The sequence below is a fragment of the Ruminococcus sp. genome, assembly GCF_017650195.1.
Taxonomy (GTDB): Bacteria; Bacillota; Clostridia; order Oscillospirales; family Ruminococcaceae; genus Ruminococcus.
In genome coordinates this window covers 88567-105022 of sequence record NZ_JAGCFH010000102.1, presented here as the reverse complement: position 1 = coordinate 105022, position 16456 = coordinate 88567, and the positions used below count along the sequence as shown (strand labels likewise).

At 46.3% G+C, this 16456-nt stretch carries 14 protein-coding genes and 1 pseudogene; 1 reads left to right on the top strand and 14 read right to left on the bottom strand.

All coding sequences use genetic code 11. From position 1 onward, the window contains the following. Nucleotides 1–4: 4 nt before the first annotated feature. The 11 genes and pseudogenes from J6U00_RS04830 to J6U00_RS04780 all read right to left on the bottom strand — a co-directional run bounded on the left by J6U00_RS04830 (nucleotide 5) and on the right by J6U00_RS04780 (nucleotide 11591). On the bottom strand, nucleotides 5–2155 hold the full coding sequence (locus tag J6U00_RS04830) for a hypothetical protein (protein WP_296579625.1): 2151 nt from the start codon (nucleotides 2153–2155) through the stop codon (nucleotides 5–7). Next, nucleotides 2152–3321 (bottom strand): glycosyltransferase family 4 protein, encoded by a 1170-nt coding sequence (locus J6U00_RS04825; protein ID WP_296579622.1) that lies wholly within the window; start codon nucleotides 3319–3321, stop codon nucleotides 2152–2154. Before J6U00_RS04825 ends, J6U00_RS04830 begins: the two co-directional genes overlap by 4 nt. Then, nucleotides 3321–4520 (bottom strand): glycosyltransferase family 4 protein, encoded by a 1200-nt coding sequence (locus tag J6U00_RS04820; RefSeq protein WP_296579619.1) that lies wholly within the window; start codon nucleotides 4518–4520, stop codon nucleotides 3321–3323. Before J6U00_RS04820 ends, J6U00_RS04825 begins: the two co-directional genes overlap by 1 nt. Before the next feature lie 4 nt (nucleotides 4521–4524). After that, entirely contained in the window at nucleotides 4525–5604 is a 1080-nt protein-coding gene (locus J6U00_RS04815) for a glycosyltransferase (protein WP_296579616.1), read from the bottom strand. Then, complete coding sequence (locus tag J6U00_RS04810; protein ID WP_296579614.1) at nucleotides 5604–6053, bottom strand: hypothetical protein; 450 nt, start codon at nucleotides 6051–6053, stop codon at nucleotides 5604–5606. Before J6U00_RS04810 ends, J6U00_RS04815 begins: the two co-directional genes overlap by 1 nt. A 13-nt stretch (nucleotides 6054–6066) precedes the next feature. Continuing rightward, nucleotides 6067–7308, bottom strand: a complete 1242-nt coding sequence (locus J6U00_RS04805; protein WP_296579612.1) for an ABC transporter ATP-binding protein — start codon at nucleotides 7306–7308, stop codon at nucleotides 6067–6069. After that, entirely contained in the window at nucleotides 7308–8078 is a 771-nt protein-coding gene (locus J6U00_RS04800; RefSeq protein WP_296579610.1) for an ABC transporter permease, read from the bottom strand. Before J6U00_RS04800 ends, J6U00_RS04805 begins: the two co-directional genes overlap by 1 nt. Nucleotides 8079–8291: 213 nt before the next feature. Beyond that, nucleotides 8292–8764, bottom strand: a pseudogene (locus J6U00_RS04795) (23S rRNA (pseudouridine(1915)-N(3))-methyltransferase RlmH). Beyond that, nucleotides 8764–9549 carry an MBL fold metallo-hydrolase gene (locus J6U00_RS04790; RefSeq protein ID WP_296579608.1) on the bottom strand — a complete coding sequence of 262 codons (786 nt, stop codon included), beginning with the start codon at nucleotides 9547–9549 and terminating at the stop codon, nucleotides 8764–8766. Before J6U00_RS04790 ends, J6U00_RS04795 begins: the two are co-directional and overlap by 1 nt. Nucleotides 9550–9686: 137 nt before the next feature. Beyond that, nucleotides 9687–11108 (bottom strand): cysteine--tRNA ligase, encoded by a 1422-nt coding sequence (cysS, locus tag J6U00_RS04785; RefSeq protein ID WP_296579606.1) that lies wholly within the window; start codon nucleotides 11106–11108, stop codon nucleotides 9687–9689. 105 nt (nucleotides 11109–11213) lie between these two features. Then, nucleotides 11214–11591 (bottom strand): hypothetical protein, encoded by a 378-nt coding sequence (locus J6U00_RS04780; protein ID WP_296579604.1) that lies wholly within the window; start codon nucleotides 11589–11591, stop codon nucleotides 11214–11216. Between the two features lie 486 nt (nucleotides 11592–12077). Between J6U00_RS04780 and htpG the strand changes: the two genes are divergently transcribed. After that, complete coding sequence (gene htpG / locus J6U00_RS04775; protein ID WP_296579603.1) at nucleotides 12078–13979, top strand: molecular chaperone HtpG; 1902 nt, start codon at nucleotides 12078–12080, stop codon at nucleotides 13977–13979. 147 nt (nucleotides 13980–14126) lie between these two features. Here htpG and J6U00_RS04770 read toward each other — a convergent pair whose 3' ends face one another. The 3 genes from J6U00_RS04770 to rimO are packed head-to-tail and all read right to left on the bottom strand — an operon-like array spanning nucleotide 14127 to nucleotide 16455. Next, nucleotides 14127–14513, bottom strand: a complete 387-nt coding sequence (locus tag J6U00_RS04770) for a metal-dependent transcriptional regulator (protein WP_296579601.1) — start codon at nucleotides 14511–14513, stop codon at nucleotides 14127–14129. Between the two features lie 29 nt (nucleotides 14514–14542). Continuing rightward, on the bottom strand, nucleotides 14543–15127 hold the full coding sequence (pgsA, locus tag J6U00_RS04765) for a CDP-diacylglycerol--glycerol-3-phosphate 3-phosphatidyltransferase (protein ID WP_296579599.1): 585 nt from the start codon (nucleotides 15125–15127) through the stop codon (nucleotides 14543–14545). Next, a complete protein-coding gene (gene rimO / locus J6U00_RS04760) occupies nucleotides 15127–16455 on the bottom strand; it encodes a 30S ribosomal protein S12 methylthiotransferase RimO (RefSeq protein WP_296579598.1) in 1329 nt (442 codons plus the stop codon). Before rimO ends, pgsA begins: the two co-directional genes overlap by 1 nt. Nucleotide 16456: the final 1 nt, after the last annotated feature.

Below are 16456 nucleotides of genomic sequence, written 5' to 3'. Positions count from 1 at the left end.
TTTCTTAGCCCTCCGTTTTTACTTCAATGGATCTGAGTCTTGCGGATATACTCTCAGGCTCATAAAGATATACCACTATCTCCGCTTTCTCAGTCTCCGTCTCAAGCTCTGCATCGAGGTCGAGTTCCAGCCTTCCGTCTTTTCCAAGCATATCTGCTGTTATCTCCTCGTGAGCGTATATAGTCTCGCCGGCATCACTGCTTATCTCGGCATAGCCTATCTCGGCATCACCGTAGTAGCCTGAGAAGCTCATATCCAACATGAAGGAGTAGGAGCCCTCTGCCAGACGCAGCCCCGGTCCGTAGCATAGATAGTTGAATTCCTCCGAGCTATTTATGACGTCCTCGGAAGGTATATAGCACTCGGTGTCGAATACGTTCATCAAGTCGAGGGGGATATTTATGCTGTCTGTTTCCGTCTTTGATGTGGAATAGATTATATGCCTGTCGGAGCGGTCGATGATCTCATGTCCCATAAGCTCTATAAGGTCGCTGTTGGGAGCAAAGATATATCCCTCTTCGCTGATGGCGTCGGGGTCCTCTGTTACCTCAACACGTATATCATGCATTTCGTACTGTAAGAAAGATATGAAGGTCCCTGCGTCACGAATTACATATATCTGCTTCTCAGGCAGCTCCTTCGCTCTTGCGCAGAGAGCACGGTCGCCCTCGTAAGCCTCCTGATTCACAGTTATAGCAAGCTGTGCGCTGGGAGTATTGACAGTGAACAGAACTGCGCATATCGCTGAGCAAAGGTATATGCACAGCTTTTTCCACCTGAGCATACAGGATATAGCCGCAAGTGCAAAGAACCATGACAGCGAATAGCTTATGAATCCATGGAAGTACTGATGATTTTCCTCAAAGAGCTTGCATATAGGCGGTGCGCAGACCTTGTTGAAGACCTGATCCTCAACAAGGGGCAGTATCCTTGAAACTCCGCTGGCTCCCAGCCTCATGATAAAGGGTATGAACATCATAATGAGCACATCCCGTTTATCGGCTTCAAACAGGAAAATTATGCCGATCATTATAAGCAGTCCCACAACTATATCGAAGTATCTTGTATACAGGATATGGTCGATACGCTGGAAATCTATCATGAAAATGCAGCTGATGAAATATGTAGATATAAACGCGCAGAATATGAACAGGAACATAAAGAACCTGCTGTCAGCAGTCTCGAAGAGCTTTTTGCCGCCCTTAATCGCTTTCCGCGCATTATATAAGCCTGTCGCTCCACGCTTTGCCATTATGAGCAGAGCGAACAGCACCAGACAGAAGGTGCCTGCCGATATTGAAAAGATCTGTCCCGACATTACTCCAATCAGCTTATACAAGCCAGAGGCTGAGGAAAAGGCTATCTTCATCTTTTCAAAAACTGTGCCTGCGTCATTTCCGGAGGAGCCGCTGCTCCAAAGGGCGCTGACAAGACGTCTCCTTATCAGCTTATCGGCTATGAAGCCGGCTGTGAGAGCAAGCATGAACGCGCCGCCGTGACTGAGCTTTATCTTTTTGCAAACAACAGCGGCTGCCAAAACGAATACCACGGACGCGACTATGCCTATAGTCCTGTTGTGTACCATGTACATATACACGCTGAAAAGACCGAGGCTTACTGCATTTATGTATGTGGGCTTCTGCATTATCCTTACTATGAGTAAGGTCACTATCGTAGCCGCAAGCAGCAGGACAGTCTCAGAAAATGCCACGCCTGAGTTGAACTGGTATGAGGTATACAGCATTCCTGCCGCCGCAACAACACTTGCAGGAAGTATCTCCAGTTTCGGGAAAAGCCTCCTGATTATGTATATGAACATAAAATAGCAGATCTCGTCCATTATTATATTCATGACAAGAGCCGCACGGTAGAGCAGCACTGTGTCGGATATCAGCTTCACCAGAGGTAGAAGCAGCAGACTGTAGCCGTAGGAATACCAACCTACCGTTTCGGAAACGCCTCTCCAGTCAAGTCCTGCCAATTCGGCTGCGTGCATCCAGTAGCCCATTTCGTCGTTGTAAACGAAGGGGCTGTAGCACTTGCCGACCATTGGTATATTCATGAAAAATATCAGCGCCGCCAGCGCAAGAGTTACGATATACCGGGGATTGAACGCAGGCAGTCTGCGTTCCTTTTTCTTTGCTTTTTCGCTCATATTCTGCCGATAACCTCCCTGAAGCCTTCCATTATTACCTCCCAACGGTAGTTCCTGTCAACGTAAGCCTTTGCGTTCTGACGCATGAGCCCGTACTCCCTGCCGTGGGACATTATATAGTCGAGTATACCTTCAAGCTCGAAATAATCCGTATAATACAGACCGCCGTTGCTCTTTATACAGTGCCCTTTGAGCACCTCGCAGACGCCGTTGACTATCACAGGTACCGACAGCGTCATCGCTTCCAGCACCGATATTGAAAGGCTCTCGAAATTTGACGGCAGCCAAAGACATTTCGCTCCGACTATGCCGCTGAACTTGTCCTCCTCGCTGACGAAGCCGAGGCTGATTATATCCTTATGGGAGGGTATATCGCATACCGGCTTACCCATTAGCACCAGCTTAAGTCCGCTATCGGGACGTCGTTTTTTGTATTCAATGAAGTATCTGAACATTGCCGGGCAGTTCTTGCCCTCGTCGATACGTCCAACGTATATCAGGTAATCGCCCTCAATGCCGAACTTGCTGCGGAAAGCCGATTCATCAGGCTCACAGGGAACCTCAACTCCCGTACCCATTACCCGACAGGGTATGTCCTTGCAGTCAAAAAGCCTCTGCACCATAGCCTTTTCCTCGTCGGTAAGGAAAACAAAGGCTTTCGGGAGAGTGAAAAGCTTCTCGAATGTCTTAAAGTGTATATAGGGCTCCTCGTGAGCTGTTGGTATCAGCACCGCCTTATCAGCCACTTCAGGAAGTCCCGTGACGGTAAGATAATACAGATAGGTAACGAATATAAAAACGTCGTATTTGTCTCTGTTGCTGCGTATATAGTCTATCGCCGCAGGAGAATAGGGTCCCTGCTTCTCAAACCATGTCTTTTCTGCCTCTGTGCTATAATTTCTCGAGCGCAGATACTTTCCGTTATAGTCGTTGAAGTCCTTTGCACGGGGCTTTGCCACTGGGAAACGGAGCACTCTAACTCCGTTTATTTCCTCCTCGTCAGCCTTGTAGTAATTGTCCCATGTGGTGTATTCAAGAGCCTTTGTTGTGATGACGTCCACATCAAAGCTACCTGCGAGTCTTTCGGCGATGAGCCGAGTATAGTACTCCGAGCCGCCATTGACTTCAAGTCCGTATCTCTGATTGACAAGAGCTATCCTTTTCATTATTCCTTATCTCCGCTCACTTCTCTGAAAAACTTCATGTATTTATCAACGATAACGTCCCATGCAAAATTACTGCGGACATAGCTTCTGCCGTTTTCGCCCATCTGTGCTGCTTTCTCCTTATTGCTCAGGAACCAATCCGTACAGCCCTCGAACTCGAAATAGTCACCGAAATATAGTCCGCCGTTTGACTCTGAAGCGAAATTTCTCGTTACCGCGCAGCCGCTGTTCACGAGCACCGGACGTCCGCACAGCCAGCTCTCCATAATGACAAGGGAGAAGCTCTCGTTGGTTGAAGGCTGACAGAGAAACTCTGCCGCTGCCTGAGCATTGTACTTGTCCTGTATATCTATGAATCCAAGATCGATTATCCTCTTCTGCTTTACAAGCTCGCCGGGGAGCTCTATATTTCCTCCGCCTATGAGTATGAGCTTAAGGTCGGTATCTCTTCGCTTGACATACTCTGAATAGTACTTCACAAGGGTGTGGACGTTCTTGCCTTCGTCTTTTCTTCCAGCGTATATCACAAATGGACTGTCTATGCCGAATTTGCTCCGGAAATCAGCAGCATTTCCGGTGAGATCAGTATATACTCCCTCACCAAGGCAGCCCTGCTTTACGCGACTCATGTCAAAGACACGATTTGCCAACTCGTACTCCGGCTTTGCGTGGTATATGATACCGCCGATATTCTCGAAGACCGGCTTGAATACGTCCATATACACATAAGGCTCGTCATGGAAACAGGGTATCAGCACTGATCTTTCAGGGCAGACCTGCAAGCCATGGAAGGTCGTGCCGAACATATAGGGTATGAACACAAAAAGGCTATACTCGTCCTTATGAGCTCTGATATACTCACAAAGGTCGGGACTATTCACCATTTCCTCTACGTAGGTATGCTGCTCCTCAGCCGAGACAGGCAGCCCCTTCATCAGCTTTGCATTCACTGCGTCAAAAGCCTTGGTATTACGCTTCCTTACCTTGAAGCGCCTTATAGTGAACCCGTGTACCGTATCAGTACCCTCGCTGAAATAGTTCTCGTTCCAATCAGCGGAGAACTCCTTCACACAGGTGCTGAGCATTTCCACTTCCACTCCTGCCTCGTGAAGATGCGTGGTGAGACCGCGGAGCTCCATTTCGGCACCGCCGGGTATCTTCTCACTGTACCACGGGATAACAAATCCTATTTTTTTCATTTTATTATCCTTTTCTGCCTTCTATGAAATCCCTGAGCTCCTTCTCGAACACAGCCCTGACGTTCTCGTAGGAGAAGTCCTCAAGACGTCTGCGCTGACCCTCGATAATACTCTCCCTGAGCTTGTCGTCAGTGAGCACTCTGTCTATTACAGCCGCCGCGTATACTGGATCGTTGCTGTCGAGAAGCACTCCGCTGCCGCCAAGGGTGTCCGATATGGCGCTGGTGTCATAAGCTATCACTGGAACGTCAAAAAACATCGCTTCTACCAAAGGTACACAAAAGCCCTCATGCTCGCTCATGCACACGAATGCGTCAGCAAGGTGGTAATATGCAAGTATCTCGCTGAACTTTATATGTCCCGGAAAGATAACGTCGTCGCCTATACCGAGAGCCCTTGCGTACTTCACAAGGCGCTCCTGATAGTTTTCCATGCCCCTTGCAGAACCAACGAGTATGAGCCTTGACTCGGGATTCAGCTTCTTGTAGCAGTAAAACGCTTTTATGACGTTTTCCTGTCTCTTATTGGGAGCGATACGTCCCACGAATACAAGATTCTTTTTTCCATCGCTGTATTTTTTTATCACAGCTTCGTCAGGAGCCTTCCTGTAGTCCTCAAACTTTATAAGTATGGGGCGTATATCTATAGGGCAGGTATAGCCCATTTTAAGAAGCTCAGATTTGTTGTATGCTGATACTGCCAACACATAGTCCACCTTGTCGCGGAGGAACTCTACCCCTTTGTAGCCCAGCTCCGTGAGCTGTGTTGCTGGTATGCTGTAGGAGCAAAAAAACTCCGGAGGTGTTACATTGTGGTACACCATTATCCTGCGGCACTTGTACTTTTCAAGCTTGAATGTAAGGTCTGTGCCGGTAGACTTGTGATATATGAGAACATCATCCTTCTTCAGGTCACGGAGCTTTGCAGCCTTTTTTGCTATGCCGTCGGGGAGGCGCTTGTCGATATTCTCAGCGTAGATATCGGTTTTGTACCCCATATCGCTGATAACGCCCTTAAGGGCTATGGTATCGTTGCCTATAGCGTCACCGAAGGAGAGTGTGGTAAGTAGCTGTACTACGCGCATTATGCCTGCTCCTTTGCGATAATGCTGCGGAGCTCTGCGTTCTCGTGTTCTAGCTTGTCAAGGCGCTTTACAAGCTCCTTGTTCACTATCTCAAGGGTCTCAACCCTACTGTTCATATCCTTTGACTTATCCTCGGATATAGCCTTTATAGCTATGGCTGTATTGGCGTTGAAGTCGTTCTGCTCCATAACGATTGGGTCAACATAGAATCTCATGACCTTGCGCAGAGCCTTCTTGAAGAATACCTTCACCGGATTGCCTGTGAATTCCTGGTAGGGCTGCACATAGTAATGAGATGTCACATAGTCCACAGCCTCCGCAGGTGAGCCGCCTTGAGCGGTCTTCTTGTAGGGGATATCCTCAAAGCTGAGCATATCCGAAGTAAGGCCCTTTTCCTTTATCTCTCTTTTTATATCAGCCATTATCTGCTCGATATTTATATTGTCCATTTCTTATGTCCTTTCAGTTACTTTTTTCGTTCTTGACCACGTTATCGTCAAGCCCGAAGCTGTGCTTTATCCTTGCCACGCCCACATCTCCGACACTTGACAGTATCTCTATCTTGTATATATGGCGACAGTAGTCTACGGGGATACCGTCGCCACATTCTATTGTAAAATCAAAGGTATACACATCAGGAAGCAGGGGGACGTTTTCCAGAACTATCTCCGTTGTGCCATCTTCAGCAATATCATAAATGTCAAAGCGTTCTATCCTTGTGTTGGTACCGTAGCAGGATACTCCCTTGCTGTTGAATACTCCGAAGCCGAAAACAGCGTCCTCCACCTTTTCATTTACGCTGTAGTCTATCCTGAATACTATCGTCTCTCCCGTACGGAAAACCGACTGCTCCTCCCCTTCCACATTAAAGGAGGACACCTTCTCTATACGCGCCTTTCCGTTGCCGTGACGTTCTGTCTCGCAAGCACCGGTGATATTGCCGCTGCTCATATTTTTCTGCATCTCGCGACTCATGAAGTCAAGGTATTCAAGGTCTACTTCCTTGGGATTGCCTTCAGCGCGGATAAGACCGTCCAATATCCATATAGAGCGGTCGCATATCTGCTCTATCTGTCCGAGGGAATGTGATACTATGACTATAGTCGTGCCCTGAGACTTTATTTCCTTTAGCTTGTTGAAACATTTCGCCTGAAAATTGGCGTCACCTACCGCAAGTATCTCATCTATGAGGAGTATATCTGCATCAACATTTATTGCTACAGAAAAGGCAAGGCGCATATACATTCCCGAAGAGTAGGTACGGACGGGATTGTCTATGAAGCTTGCAAGCTCCGAGAAATCGATAATATCCTGTAATCTCGCATCTATCTCTTTTTTGGTAAGTCCGAATATGGAAGCGTTGGTATAGATGTTCTCTCTGCCACTCATATCCGGGTGGAAGCCTGCTCCAAGCTCGATAAGGCTTGAAACTCTGCCGTTCATCTTTATAGTTCCTGAATCGGGATACATTATCCTCGTCAGCAGCTTAAGAGTAGTACTCTTACCGCAGCCGTTCCTGCCTATAAGACCTATAGCCTCGCCCTTGTTCACTTTAAAGCTTATGCCCCTGAGCACCTTTCGCTCCTCATACCTATTCCTTTTGAAGGAGAGGAGCCTTTCCTTCAGCTGTGAACCCTTGTCAAGGTATACCCTAAAGCTCTTTGTCACGTCTTTGACATCTATTGCAATTTCATTCTCTGCCATTAGAGTTCCTCCGCAAAATGCTTTTGTAGCTTGTTGAATACCAATGTACCGATAATAAGGAAGAATACTCCCAGTCCTGCCGCCAGAAGAAGCGTCGAAAGGTCTGGTACCTGCTTGCGGTACAAAACCGTTCTGTAACAGTTAATTATATGCGTCATAGGATTGAGATTAAAATACTTTTCATACTTTGGAGGTACCTGATACACGATAGGAGTAAGGTACATCCATCCCATAGCCACAATACCCAGGATATGCTCGAGATCTCTGAAATAAACGGTAACAGCCGAGGTCAGCAAAGACATTCCAAGCGCAAAAATATATTCCACTATCATAATTACAGGAAGTGTAAGCAAAGCAAGGAAGTTGAAGCCTGTTCCTGTTACGATTATGACTGCAAATACCACTATGAAGCTTAGCAGCATATTCACAAAGCAACTGGTCACGTAGGATATGGGAATGACCATTCTAGGGAAGTATATCTTTTTCACGAGATCCTTCTGTGCCAAAACGGAAGCTGCTCCAGTTGTTATCGCAGAGGAGAAAAATATCCACGGTATCAGCGCAACAAAAAGATAAAGGTAATACTTCTCTATAGCATTGTTCGGGAGTATATGTGTGAAGACTATTGTATAAACTATCAGCTGGAAAAGAGGATTGATAAAGGTCCATAGAAAGCCGAGGACTGAACCCTTATAACGTCCGCGCAGGTCCTTTTTTACAAGGCTGAATATCATTTGTCTGTATGCATACAGCTCTTTTATCGTACTCATTTAACGCTCCTTAAAGCGCTGATAGACGGCGTTTTTCGTCAAAAGCGCATAAAATTCCATAGTATCTTTTAATTATATCACAAGCCATTTATGCTGTCAAGTAAAAAGCTGTCATTCTGCTATATAAAGCAAAAAACGGACAGTTTTGTCCGCTTTTGTAACAATAAAATATTCAATTCGGGACAATCTGGCATCACCCATACATATCTACTATCATTTATGGTATTTTCCGCCCTCCGCTATCTGGAATGAACGATATATCTGTTCAAGGAGCATTACCCTTGCAAGCTGGTGTGGAAAGGTCATCTTCGACATTGAAAGCTTAAAGCTCCCATTGCTTTTATTTCTGGGTCAAGTCCGTGGGAGCTGCCGATAATGAAAGTGACTGTGCTCTGTCCGCTCACTCCGGCTGAACTTATCTTCTCCGAAAGCTCGGGACTTGTCATCTGCTTTCCTTCGATACATAACGGTACTGTCATGCCCTTTGCGTACTTTTTAATCTGCTCCGCTTCCTTTTTCAGCGCCAAAACTATCTCCTTCTCCGACGGATCGTCGCTGAGGCGGCACTCGTCCAGCTCATGGAGCTCAAAGGTGCAGTATCTTCCCAGCCTCTTGATGTATTCCCCGCAGGCGCTGCGGAGATAGTCCTCTTTCAGTTTTCCTATGACTATCAGATTTATATTCATCAGAATATTACCGCTCCTCCTTGTGTTTCAACAGGAGCTACACCAAGAAGATAGTCCCTTCCTCTTGCGAATCTTTCAAGGCTTCTTTGTACAGTTCCGTCAGCAATATCGGGACGATTGTTATCCTGACTGAGATGTCCGAGAAGAAAATGTGTAGTTCCTCGCTCTATGAGTCTGCCCACCTGAACAGCGCAGTCGTCGTTGGAGAGATGACCGTTCTGCGAGAGGATACGCTCCTTCAGGTACAGCGGATATGGACCTCTGCGCAGCATATAATCGTCGTAATTTGCTTCTATCAGTACCATGCGGCAGCCTGTAAGGGCTTCGTCCACCTCAGGGGTAACGTGACCGAGGTCGGTGCATATCGCACAGTATTTGTCGTCAGAGGTATGTATGCGGTAGCCGCAGCTCTGTATGGCGTCATGAGGAGTATCAAAACAGCTAACCTCACTGCCACCGCAACTTATGGTCTTGCCGTTTAAATCAATAACTGGCGAATTCACCGCTATCTTATTGCTGTCGCAGAGTCTTTGCAGAGTACGCTTCTGTCCGTATACCGGCATACCAGTCTTCTTTGTGAGCATATTCAGACCTGCGATGTGGTCGGAGTGCTCATGGGTTATGAACACTCCCTGAACCGCGCTCAGCGGTATATTATTCACTTCAAGGGCTTCCGAGAGCCGTTTAAAGCTGACGCCGCAGTCTATAAGAATACCGCCCTTTTCAGTGCCGATAAATGTGGAATTGCCCTTGCTGGAGCTGAAAAGGGGATAGAGTCGTGCCATTGGGATTCTCCGTTCTTTTTTCAATTCATAATACATAATTAATGGGTCGTATTACGCTGACGTATTTAATTATTCATTATATCCGTCATGTGACGAACACCTATAATTATGAATTATGCATTCAAATCACATATCGCTTAATTTAACTTGTTGATTTCAGTACCCTGTCTTGTTTCCTTGACCTCATAGCCGAGAGCCGCTATTTTATCACGGAGCTCATCTGCCAGTGCAAAGTTCTTTTCCTTACGCGCAGCCTGACGCTGTTCAACGAGTGCAAGTACCTCGGCGGGTATATCAGCAGAAGCCGCACCTGCATTGTCTGCAAGCTCCTTGGCGTTTGCGATAAGGTCAAGTCCCATTACCTTGTCGAATTCATTTATAAGTGCAAGCTTTGTAGCTGCATTTGCCTTTGATTTCAGAACGTCATATATAACAGTTATGCCCATAGCTGTATTGATATCGTTTCCGAGTGCTTCATTGAAAGCTGTCATAAGACGATCATATTCAGCCTTGTCAATATCTCCACCGCTCTCCTTTGTAAGCGGAGCTATCTTCTCTGTAAGCTTGTTGTATGCAGCTACAGCGTTGTCAAGGTTCTCCCACGAGAACACAAGCGATTTCCTGTAGTGTGACTGTAGGCAGAAGAAACGGTATACCACTGGCTTGTAACCCTTTTCTTCAAGAAGCGATACCGTCAGAAACTCACCCTTGCTCTTGCTCATCTTGCCGCTGTTTGTATTTAGGTGGAGTACATGGAACCAATAATTGCACCACTTGTGTCCGAGGTATGCCTCAGACTGCGCTATCTCGTTGGTATGATGAGGGAAAGCATTGTCGATGCCGCCGCAGTGGATATCAAGATACTCGCCGTTGTTCTTCATACTTATGCATGAACACTCGATATGCCAGCCCGGATAGCCTACACCCCACGGGCTGTCCCATTTGAGCTCCTGATCGTCGAATTTGGACTTGGTAAACCAGAGCACGAAGTCAGCCTTATTGCGCTTGTTCTCGTCAGCCTCAACGCCCTCACGAACACCTACTGCAAGGTCTTCCTCGTTGAAATCGTTGAAAACATAGTACTTTTCAAGCTTTGAAGTATCGAAGTATATATTTCCGCCAGCTTCGTAAGCATAGCCTTTTTCCATAAGAGTACTGATAACTCGTATGAACTCGTCGATATAAGTAGTTGCCGGAACTACTGTATCTGGCTTTCTGACGTTGAGCTTCTTGCAGTCCTCAAAAAATGCATCTGTATAGAACTTGGCTATCTCCATGACAGTCTTATGCTCGCGCTTAGCACCCTTAAGCATTTTGTCGTCGCCTGTATCGCCATCGCTGGTAAGATGTCCCACATCTGTGATGTTCATGACGCGGTTCACATTGTAGCCGATGAAGCGCAGGTACTTTTCGAGAACGTCCTCCATGATGTAGCTCCTGAGATTACCTATGTGTGCAAAATGATACACGGTAGGTCCGCAGGTGTACATATTGACTTTTCCCGTAGTATGAGGTACAAATTCCTCTTTCTTATGTGACAGTGAATTATATAACTGCATCGCTTTTTCCTCCAGAATCATTTATATATGTAGGGGCGCATATTTTGCGTCCGCAGTTTTTTGCGTATTTAACGTGCGGATAGTATCCGACTTTACAGAAAACGATTATATTTCCCATATCTCAGGGGGCGGATTCTTTATTTTAAGCTTTGAGAAAAATCCGAACATTACAAGGAACTCTGGGATAATACGGAGTCCGTCGCGGTAGTAAGCTCCCATGCGTTCCTTTTCCTCAGCTATTCCCTTATAGTTCCGCGGACATGAGAATATCCATTCAGCCGTAATACTGTCAAAGCCCAGCCTAAAAAAGCACGATGGACTTTCCTCACCGAAGCTTTCAAGGAGAGCAATATGATCTCCCGCGTCGTCTGCCGCACCTACATAAGCCCTGCTTCCGTCAAGACTTACAGCCGCAAGGAACCTGCTTTCATTCCTGACAGCTTCATTTACCGCCTCGTCCGAAGGATATCTTATTATTTCCATTTCCGCCTCCTTAAAACAAAAAGCTCCGAGAAATGCTCATACCGCCGGCACGGGCATAACTCGGAGGCGCAAAAGCACGTTTCCACTCCGTTTTTACTCATCTTATCCCTAACGCGGACGAAACGCCGGCAGATACACACATACAGCTTCCCTGCCGGAGCTGACAGCCGCACTTCACTTCTCCCGACTGTGTGCTCGCACCTGCCGCACACTCTCTGAAAATCCGCAGAAAAGCTACTCTGACTGCTACGCCTTTTATAAGTTTTTAGTTATTAGTGCTTAGTGCATAGACAGCTCTAAGTCTAAACTCTAAAAAATATTATATACCATTGTACAGGGATTTGTCAAGACGATTTGTTTCTTCTAAAATATGAACAAATTGTAAACATTTTCTCTTTCCCTTGACTTCACCATGTAAAAGTTATATACTTGTTTTAGCACTCTATGAGATAGAGTGCTAATCAATTTACTACGGAGATGTTTTTTATGGAAACCAAACAGTTTAAAGCAGAATCCAAAAGACTGCTCGATATGATGATCCACTCGATCTATACTCATAAGGAGATATTTCTCCGCGAGCTTATCTCCAATGCAAGCGACGCTATTGATAAGCTGTATTTCAAATCCCTCACCGACGACAAGGTGGGACTGAATAAAGACGATTTCGCAATATGGATATCCGCAGATAAGGACAGCCGCACTCTAAAAATAACCGATAACGGTATCGGTATGACCGAGGAGGAGCTTGAAAACAACCTCGGTACTATCGCAAACAGCGGCTCATTCAAGTTCAAGAACGAAAATAAGCTTGAGGAGGACAATCAGATAATCGGACAGTTTGGTGTTGGATTCTACTCGGCATTCATGGTTGCAAAGAAGGTAACCGTTATATCCAAAGCTTATGGAAGCGATAAGGCTTACCGTTGGGAGTCCGAGGGCGTTGACGGATATACAATCACCGAGGACGAAAAGAAAAACGCCGGCACCGAGATAATCCTCGAAATGCTTGACGATACAGAGGACGAGAACTACGGTGAATTTCTCGACCAGTATAGGATAAAGTCTCTTATCACCAAGTACTCCGACTATATCCGCTTCCCTATAAAAATGGAAGTATCCCACAGCCGTCCAAAGGAGCAGACCGAGGAGGAAAAGGAGAAGAACTTCCCTGTAGAGTACGAGGACTACATTGAGGTAGAAACTCTCAACAGCATGACCCCACTCTGGAAAAAGAACAAGAACGAGCTAAAGGAGGAGGACTACAAGCACTTCTATACCGAGAAGTTCTTTGATTATAATGCTCCTCTCAAATATTCCCACATAAGCAACGAAATGCCTGCATACAACGCACTGCTTTATATACCGTCAAAGGCTCCCTTTGACTACTACTCAAAGGAGTACGAAAAGGGCTTGCAGCTCTACTCAAATGGCGTCCTCATCATGGACAAGTGCGCAGACCTTCTCCCCGACTATTTCAGCTTCGTAAAGGGACTTGTTGACAGTGAGGATCTTTCGCTGAATATATCCCGTGAAATGCTGCAGCACGACAGGCAGTTGAAAGCTATAGCAAAGAGCATCGAAAAGACTGTCAGCAGCGAGCTGAAAAAGATGCTCAAAAACGAACGTGAGAAATACGAGGAGTTCTGGAAAGCATTCGGCTTGCAGCTGAAATACGGTATATATAGTGACTTCGGCATGAACAAGGAAAAGCTCCAGGATCTTCTCCTGTTCACATCATCAAACGAGCAGAAGCTGGTAACTCTTGATGAGTATGTTACTGGTATGCGCGAGGATCAGAAGTACATCTACTACGCAACAGGCGAGAGCACAGCACGTATCGAGCAACTTCCTCAGACAGAGCTGGTCAAGGACAACGGCTTCGAGATACTTTACCTGACGGATAATATCGACGAGTTCGCTATAAAGTCGCTGATGAAGTACAAGGAGAAGGAATTCAAGTCAGTATCCGCTGACGATCTCGGACTTGATTCTCCCGAAAAGAAGGAAGAAATCAAGGCTAAGGAAGAGGAAAGTGCAGACCTTCTCAAGGAGCTGCAGGAAGCTCTGAACGGCAAGGTAACGAAGGTTGCTATATCACAGAGGCTTAAATCCCACCCCGTATGCCTTACCAGTGAAGGAGAAATATCCCTTGAAATGGAGAAGGTGCTCAATTCAATGCCTACCGACCAGAAAGTTCACGCGCAGAGGGTCCTTGAGATTAATCCCGACCACGAGATATTTGGTAAGCTGAAAGCTCTCAGTGATGGTGGCAACAAGGAAAAGTTGGGCAAGTACGCACAACTCCTCTACGATCAGGCTCTTCTTATCGAGGGCATAAGCATTGAGAATCCCGTTGAGTTCTCTAACCTTATATGCGAGCTTATGTGACAAACACTATAAAAGTGTTTGTTCCGGGCGGTGAAACGCCGCCACAACAATATACCTTTCACGAAAATAAATGAACAAGCCCCTGGTCATCATGTGACCAGGGGCTTGACTTCTATATAAGTAGTATACTTATGTGTGCTGCTTTATTTATGCTTCTTTTTTCTTAAGAGTACGCTTTATGAGTGCTTTCACACGTTCACAGGTATCTTGTGGGAATTCCGTTATGAATCTGATAGCCTGTTCGTGAGCCTCCTCTCGTGGAAGCTTCAAAAACCTGTGAAAGAACGAATATACTTCGTCAAAAGACGAGAACAGCCTTTTCACAGTCTCCTCTCCCTCGGGAGTAAGGACAACGCTGTTGCAGAAGTCCTCATATACCAGTCCGCAGTTTGCAAGACACCGGAGCATTTTGCTTACACTAGGTCTTGAAACTCCGAGATGACGCGCTATACTAACACAACGCACCGTATCCTCCTTTTCTGATAATTCCTTTATTGCTGCAAGGTATTTAACCTGACCTGCACAGTGTTTCATCATATTCTCCTTTCAAAGGGACTTTTGCTTTACTTATCGGAGTCGATAAGGTTCCAGTAGCCTTTAAGATATACCGCACCTGAAATCACGGTCAGAACTGTCGATATCCAGATAAGTATGGGTATAAGTACATTATCCACCACGTTCCTGAATGCCTCCGAGAAGTCTATGCCGAAGTCGAAGCAGAGGCTGAGCCATAAAAGAATAGCTATTATAGCCACCATGGTAAAGGCAGTTTTCAACTTTCCCCATATACCAGCTGCAACAACTATACCGCTATTTGCTGCAAGGAGCCTCAGTCCCGATACCATAAATTCTCTTGCGGTTATGATAATAAACGGAACAGCGCCCACTCTTATCTCGGGCAGCTCTACGAATACTGCCAGCGCAGCTATTACGAGCACCTTATCCGCAAGAGGGTCGAGGAACTTACCGAAATTGGTAACGAGATTTCTCGATCTTGCTATCTTACCATCGAGCGCATCCGTTATGGAAGCAGCCGCAAAGATTATGAGGGCGATTGCATAGTGAAACGGCACATTTATGTACATGAACAAAAGGAAAAACGGTATAAGAATGACTCTCAGAAGAGTCAGCTTATTTGGCAGATTCATCAGTCTATCACCTCTCCAATAAGATCGTAATCAAGTGTATCGGTGATCCTTATTCTGACATGATCGCCGATCTCAAGTGTTTTTCCAGAAGTAAAGAACACCTTTCCGTCGATATCGGGAGCGTCGTGTTTAGTTCTGCCGAACCAGCACTCGCCGAACTTGTCAAAGCCCTCAACAACAGCTTCAAGCTCTGAATCCATGAGCTTTTCATTATTCTCGCAGCTGATTAGCATCTGCTGCTCCATTATGATATCCGCACGGTGTGAGGCAGTTTCCTCGTCTACCTGATCAGGCATATCGTAAGCCTTGGTGCCCTCCTCACGGGAATAAGCAAAGCATCCAAGCCTGTCGAAACGTACTCTCTTCACGAATTCAGCCAGTTCCTCGAACTGCTCCTCGGTCTCACCGGGAAATCCAGTAATAAGCGTAGTCCTGAGTACAACTCCAGGAATCTTTTCGCGTATATGCTCAAAAAGAGCCTCCAGTTTTTCTGCATCGCCCCAGCGGTTCATGCTTGAAAGTATATCCCCGTTGCAATGCTGTATTGGTATCTCAAGGTACTTTACCAGCTTTTCTTCACGGGCGATAACATCAAGAAGCTCATCTGTTATGCGCTCCGGATAGCAGTAAAGAGTACGTATCCAGCGAAGACCGTCTATCCTACACAGCTCTGTGAGAAGCTCCGGTAGTTTCGGCTCGCCGTAAAGATCCTTTCCGTACAGAGCCGTATCCTGAGCGATAACAACAAGTTCCGTAACGCCATTATCAGCAAGGAATCTTGCTTCCTCTATGAGCTTTTCCATGGGAACGCTGCGGAATTTCCCCCTTATCATAGGAATAGCGCAGTAGGTGCAGCAGTTTGAGCAGCCCTCCGCAACTTTAAGGTATGTAAAGAAAGGCAGAGTGGATATTATCCTCTCTCCGCAAAGCTCCGCGTCAAGCTTAGGAGCAAAGCGCACAACTCGTTCGTCAGCAAGGACATGGTCGAGGATATCGACTATATCCTTTGTATCGCCTATTCCTATTACAGCGTCTGCCTCTGGAAACTGAGCCGCAGCCTCCTCCTTGTACCTTTCCACAAGACAGCCTGTTATGATAATCTTTTTGAGGCTGCCCTCCTCCTTGAGCTTACCCAACTCGAGGATAGTTTCGATAGCTTCTTCCTTTGCAGCCTTTATGAAGCCGCAAGTATTAACAACTGCCACATCGGCAAGCCCCGGCTCTGTTACAAGCTTGTAGCCGTGGCTCCTAAGCTTGTAGAGCATACGCTCAGAGTCAACAAGATTTTTCGAGCAGCCAAGGGACACCATGCCCACCTTGATCGCCATA